Genomic DNA, 6,573 nt, shown 5'->3' with positions numbered 1-6,573 from the left:
CACCTTGATCACGCTGGTCGCTGGCCCGATGAACGGCATGCTGATGCTGAACATGGACGGAACGTTTACTTATACGCCCGATATGGACTTTAATGGGATGGACACTTTCCAATACTCCTACTGTGATGACGGAGTGCCCAACCTTTGTGATACGGCAACTGCAAATATCAACCTGGCCCCGGTAAACGATCCACCGCGCATTACCCAAAACGGTAACGATGTGGATACTATTTTTGTGACCGTGCCTGAGGACATGATAGATACGACTTGTGTGACGGTTATCGATGTGGATGGCGATATGGTTGCCTGTAGCCTAATTAGCCTTCCGATGAACGGCACAGCGGCACTGCTCAACGATACTTGTATTGTTTATCAGCCAGATATGAATTATTTCGGGCCAGATCAGACGATTAAGATAGCAGACGACGGCAACGGGGGGACGGATACAGTAGTCGTTATTTATGATGTGACCCCAGTGAACGACCCGCCGGTGGCTATGGATGACACCTACAACGTGGTACAGGGCAACACCCTCATGGCTACCGTAATAGCCAACGATGTAGACGTAGACGGCCCCGATACGCTTGTGACTTTGGTTGCTGGCCCATTCAACGGCATGCTGATGCTCAACCTTGATGGAAGCTTTTCTTATACCCCCAATGGCGGGTTTACAGGCACGGATACGTTCCAGTATGCATACTGTGACGGAGGCACTCCTGAGCTGTGCGATACCGCTATGGTGGCCATTAATGTAGCGGACAACGTCCTTAATATACGTCCTGTGGTGCTGCTTCAGGGCGCACTGTTGGGCAATGGCGGTGGGCTGTTGATGCGTGACGACCTTCGTTCTGGCGGCTATATCCCGACCGTAGAGCCTTATTCTGGGCTAGCCAGCTTCGAGCACCGTAATGGTGGGGGAGGGGAGACGATCACCATGCCTGCTACTGTCCTTGCTGACAGCGGAGCCAATTCTATTGTGGACTGGGTATTCGTGGAGCTTAGATCTGCAGCGGATTCTGCTCAAGTGGTGGCTACGCGCTCTGCACTAGTACAGCGTGACGGCGATGTGGTGGACGTAGACGGCACTTCTGCTGTCATGTTCCCCGGTGTTATTGATGGTGACTATTTTGTGTCCATACGTCATAGGAACCACTTGGGCGCTATGACTGCTGGAGCGGTGAGCCTGAGCAGTGTAGCTATGGTCATTGACTTCACAGATATCAATACTGATTTTTACAACCGCATAGCCCAGTTTGATGGGTTCGAACAAGCTACTGTTGAAGGCGCTTATGCGCTTTATCTGGGCAATACGAACTTCAATGACCGGGTCAATTATGCAGGGCAGGCGAATGATACAGATGCTATTTTCCAGGCTATCGTAAATGATGCTGGCAATCCTGGCATGCTGCAGTCTTTCGTCATCGACCGCTACATCAGCACAGATGTGAATCTGGACGGACTGACCAAGTACACTGGCTTGGCCAACGATGTAGACCCCGTTTTTAATGTGGCAGTAACTTCGGCCCTGAATGGCTCTGGGATTGTGACGTTCAACCTGGTTGAGCAGTTGCCAGATTCCGGAGGGTTGTAAGCTATATAGTTGGGCAGGAATAGGATATGCTTTCCTGCCCAACTTCTCAATACCCAATAGGCACTTGTTTTTTTCTAAATAGCTTCTACAAACAAAACTAATTATGCACAGCACGATGATTAAACGTCTACTAGCAAGCAGCTTGATTTTTTTGGGCGTCCTTGCGATGGTTGACGCGCAGAGCATTGAGTTCGGGATTCTTTTAGACCCGGACGACCCTCAAACAGCCTCCTTTGTAGGCTATCCTGATTATTCCGGTTCTTCTGTGATATCGAGTAGTAACTTTGGTATCCGTCTTCCTGCAGGCACGGCCACAGACCCTGTTATCGGTGCAGGGATCACCATCCTGCCTATAGGCACCAACTCCATTACCGGGGTATGGCGGGCGCAGCGGATTGACTCTGGCAACTACCCCGGGAACGCAGCTGACCTGCAAGGCAATGACATCCTGACCGTACAGTACGTAACGGGTTCGGGGGGCAACTTCAACAGTAACCCAGGAGACACAATTGTTTTCTTCACTTTCCGCCTGCCTGGCGATTGTATGGGCGGAGACTTGGCCCTGCTGGACAACGGTGGCGCTATTGTTGCTGCTGCAGCAATGGCCGGCCTTGAAATCAGCAACTCCATGAGTGCCCGCATCAACAATATGGGGATTACTCAGGAGCGCTACGTAGGCAACAACGCAGCTACAGCCTCTTATCTTTGCCCATTAGACGATGCCCCTGAGGCAATGGATGATCCGGTAATGGTAGATGAGGATGCAGGCCCGATTAATATCGCTGTCTTGGCCAATGATGATTTTGGCCGTAACGGGCCGGGCATTGGCCCCATCACCATCACGGTGGGCACTGATAATGGCGGTACGGCAACGGTCAATAACAATGGCACCCCAAATGATCCTACCGATGATACCATCGATTACAACCCAGCGCCTAACTTCTTTGGCACGGAGACCTTCACGTATCAGATTTGTGACCGCGATGGAGATTGCGACGATGCTGTAGTGACCGTAACGGTAAATGCCGTCAACGACGCCCCTGTAGCAGCGAACGATATGTACACTACAGATGAGGACATGCAGCTGATGGGCAATGTGACGGACAACGATACGGACGTAGACGGCCCGATGGTGAACATCACCCTGGTGACAGATGTGGCGAACGGCATGCTGATGCTGAACCCAGACGGGACGTTCACTTACACACCAGATATGGATTACAACGGCCCAGACAGCTTTGAGTATTCCTACTGTGATGGTGGCACGCCCGACCTGTGCGATACGGCCAGCGTAATGATCACAGTGGCCCCGGTCAACGACCCTCCTGTCATCACGAAGGACAATATGACGCCCGATACGATTTTCGTGACCGTCCCAGAAGATATGGTAGACACGACCTGTGTCACGGTTACGGATGTAGACGGCGACATGGTGACCTGCACCTTCACTTCGCCTGCTAACGGCACAAGCGTGCAGCTGAACGACACTTGCGTCATCTATACCCCTGGTTTGAACTACTTTGGCCCCGACCAGATCATCAAGTTTGCTGATGACGGCAACGGCGGGCGCGACACGGTGATCATTATTTACGACGTGACGCCGGTGAATGACGCCCCTGTAGCAGCGAACGATATGTACACTACAGATGAGGACATGCAGCTGATGGGCAACGTGACAGACAACGATACGGACGTAGACGGCCCGATGGTGAACATCACCTTGGTGACAGATGTGGCGAACGGCATGCTGATGCTGAACCCAGACGGGACGTTCACTTACACACCAGATATGGATTACAACGGCCCAGACAGCTTTGAGTATTCCTACTGTGATGGTGGCACGCCCGACCTGTGCGATACGGCCAGCGTAATGATCACAGTGGCCCCGGTCAACGACCCTCCTGTCATCACGAAGGACAATATGACGCCCGATACGATTTTCGTGACCGTCCCAGAAGATATGGTAGACACGACCTGTGTCACGGTTACGGATGTAGACGGCGACATGGTGACCTGCACCTTCACTTCGCCTGCTAACGGCACAAGCGTGCAGCTGAACGACACTTGCGTCATCTATACCCCTGGTTTGAACTACTTTGGCCCCGACCAGATCATCAAGTTTGCCGATGACGGCAACGGCGGACGCGACACGGTGATCATTATTTACAATGTGACGCCGGTGAACGACAAGCCTGTTGCAATGGATGACAGCTATACTTTTAATGAGGATGAAACATCAATGGGCGATGTATCCTTAAACGATACAGACATCGAGACGGCAGATGCCGACTTGCAGTTTACATTGCTGGAAGACGTAGAGAACGGGATGCTCACATTCAACATGGACGGCACCTTCTCGTATACCCCTGATGCCGGCTTCAACGGAGCAGACTCTCTGACTTATCAGGTATGTGACAACGATATGATGATGCCGCTTTGCGATACTGCTGTGGCCCGTATCAATGTGCAGACTATCTTCATCCGCATTCAGCCGCGTGTATACCTACAGGGGGCATTGGTTGATTTGAATGGCACCTTCCCTGATATGCCGCTTATGCGCGATGATCTCCGTCAAAACGCTTTGATCCCAATGACTGAGCCTTACAGTGGCCTTGCGAGCTTCGCCCATGTTGGCGAAGGCGGGGGCGAAATGGTAACAAGCCCGTCTGTATTTGACGACTTCGGCCCTAACTCCATTGTAGACTGGGTGTTTATTGAGCTGCGTAATTCAAGCACGCCAAGTGTAGTTGAAGCTACGCGTGCTGCACTAGTTCAGCGCGATGGCGATGTAGTAGACCTTGATGGGGTATCTCCCGTCATCTTTGATGAGACCCTTGCCGGTACTTTCTTTGTGACCATCTGCCACCGCAATCACCTTGGCGTAATGACAGAGTCGCCGCTTTCGCTGACGCCAGCGCCTCAAGTGATTGACTTTACAGACCCCGCTCAAGCCGTTTTTACACGTAATGCACCAATTGACGGGTTTGAGCGGTTCACGAACAGTGATGCCAGTACACCATATAGTGCGTTATGGGGCGGGAATGTCAATTTTAATGGCATTACCAATTATGCCGGACAGGCAAACGACTCCGACGGTATTTTCCAGGCGATCATCAATGACTCCGGCAACCCTGGGCAATTGCAGTCTTTCATCTTGAACGGCTATACGCCTACTGATGTGAATATGAATGGGCAGACTAAGTACACAGGCTTAAACAATGATGTTGACTTCATCTTCAACATCACCGTTCCTAACCCTGTAAACTCCTCAGGGATTGTGACTTTTGGATTGCCTGAGCAGCTGCCGCAATAAATAAACGTAGGAATTTTTCCTATATTAGAAGTAGCGCCCTATCTTTAGGGCGCTACTATTCATATTCTCATATTGAAATTTTCACTAAATCATTAACCCATGAAGAAGACGGTCTTACTCGTTTTCTTTCTTTCGCTTTGGGTGACGTTGAGTTTAAGTGGTCAAATGACAGGTTTTACCTATAGCCTGCAACAAGACCCTGTGGACATGACTACGTTCACAGCCACTGTAATACCCAACTACAGCTCAGCAACCCCACTGACTATTTCCAGCTCAGTGTACACGATACTGCTGCCGGCTGGCACAGTGACAGACCCCTTTATACCGCAGCCTACGGGAATTACCGTTAGCAATGGCTCTTTCACTAACATTAATGGTTTCCATCTGGTACAGCTTGTCAATGGAACTGTTATTACCAGTGCTGGAGGCAACCCTGCTAACCTGTTGGGCTTCGATATTTATCAAGTCACTACAAACGGCGCCCTTCTGGTGTTGCCTCCGTTTACAGCGGGTGACATTATCCCACTGTTCTCTTTCCGATTGGACCCAGACTGTTTGCCAGGCTCTGTAGAGATTCTGACCAACGACAACCCGGTACAGCAGGAGATTGACAATACGCTGTTGGCAAATATTAACAACACCTTCAATTCGGCAGCGGGAGAGGTTTACTTGGGCAATGACCCAGCCAACTCTGCTTACAACTGCCCTATCTTGAACGACCTGCCGATGGCGGTCAATGATTTGTTCGAGGTGGCGCCAGATGTGACTTCCCCTCTGAATATCTTGGCTAACGACGACTACGGCAATGACGGCCCTGCCACCAATGGCACGGCTTTGTCTATTGTTGGTATGCCAGGCAACGGTACTGTTGTGATCAATGACAATGGTTCTGCCAACCCGCTCGATGATTTCATTCAGTACACACCCAATGCAGGCTACCTTGGCGCAGATGCCTTCACTTATCAGATTTGTGATGTGGATGGCGATTGCGATCAAGCTTCTGTCGCACTGACAGTAGCTATGCCAGACCCTTGTAGCCCACCTGTCCTCAATCCGGTTATGTACGGCTGTGACGGTGCGGTTACTATCTCTTGGCTGCCTGTGCTCGATGCGATGACTTATACCGTTGACATAGAAGATGCTATGGGCAATCCTGTGGTGGATTTCGTCAACATGACTTCTACTTCTGTAACCATTACTCCAGGTACGCTGACTCCCGGCGAAGACTATACTTTCGCAGTGACGGCAAACTGTGCGGTTTCCAATGTTGCTTCTTCTCAAGGGGCTATCGATGGGGAGCAAATCCAAAACCGTCTGCCAGAGATTGTGGTCACGAACATTCAAAACCCACTTTGCGCTGATAATGACGCATCAGGACAGTTCACTGTAACGGTGAATGATGACTGTGGTGCGACTTACGATATTACTGTCGACGGCACAACCATTACTGCAGATGCAGGTGACCCCGTAGACTTTACAGGACTGACTGCAGCTGCTAAGCCTGCGGGTACGACTTATGCTGTGACCATAGAGCTGGTTGCTGAAAACGGTTGTACGTTCGATCCTATGTGTGTAGGTACCGTTACCACTATGGTTACCTTGATTCCAGAAGATGCTACTGCACCTTTCATTTCGGTTACCGGCGACGGTGGACAGACCATCAACCCTG

The 6,573-nt window shown here is 50.8% G+C and carries 3 protein-coding genes; all 3 read left to right on the top strand.

Annotated features, from left to right (window positions below; all coding sequences use genetic code 11):
- On the top strand, positions 1-1,591 hold a 1,591-nt coding region (locus tag FRY97_RS21325; RefSeq protein ID WP_147169655.1), incomplete at its 5' end, for an Ig-like domain-containing protein.
- Positions 1,592-1,694: 103 nt separating this feature from the next.
- Complete coding sequence (locus FRY97_RS21320) at positions 1,695-4,904, top strand: Ig-like domain-containing protein (RefSeq protein ID WP_147169654.1); 3,210 nt, start codon at positions 1,695-1,697, stop codon at positions 4,902-4,904.
- A 99-nt stretch (positions 4,905-5,003) separates the two neighbouring features.
- On the top strand, positions 5,004-6,573 hold a 1,570-nt coding region (locus tag FRY97_RS21315; protein ID WP_147169653.1), incomplete at its 3' end, for an Ig-like domain-containing protein.

This window comes from Phaeodactylibacter luteus, from assembly GCF_007993045.1.
Lineage (GTDB): Bacteria > Bacteroidota > Bacteroidia > Chitinophagales > Saprospiraceae > Phaeodactylibacter > Phaeodactylibacter luteus.
This window is presented reverse-complemented; position numbering and strand designations above follow the sequence as displayed.

Bases quoted from the DNA above. Each gene is read 5' to 3' on its own strand.
- FRY97_RS21320 (WP_147169654.1), top strand. From the start codon at position 1,695: ATGCACAGCACGATGATTAAACGTCTACTAGCAAGCAGCTTGATTTTT.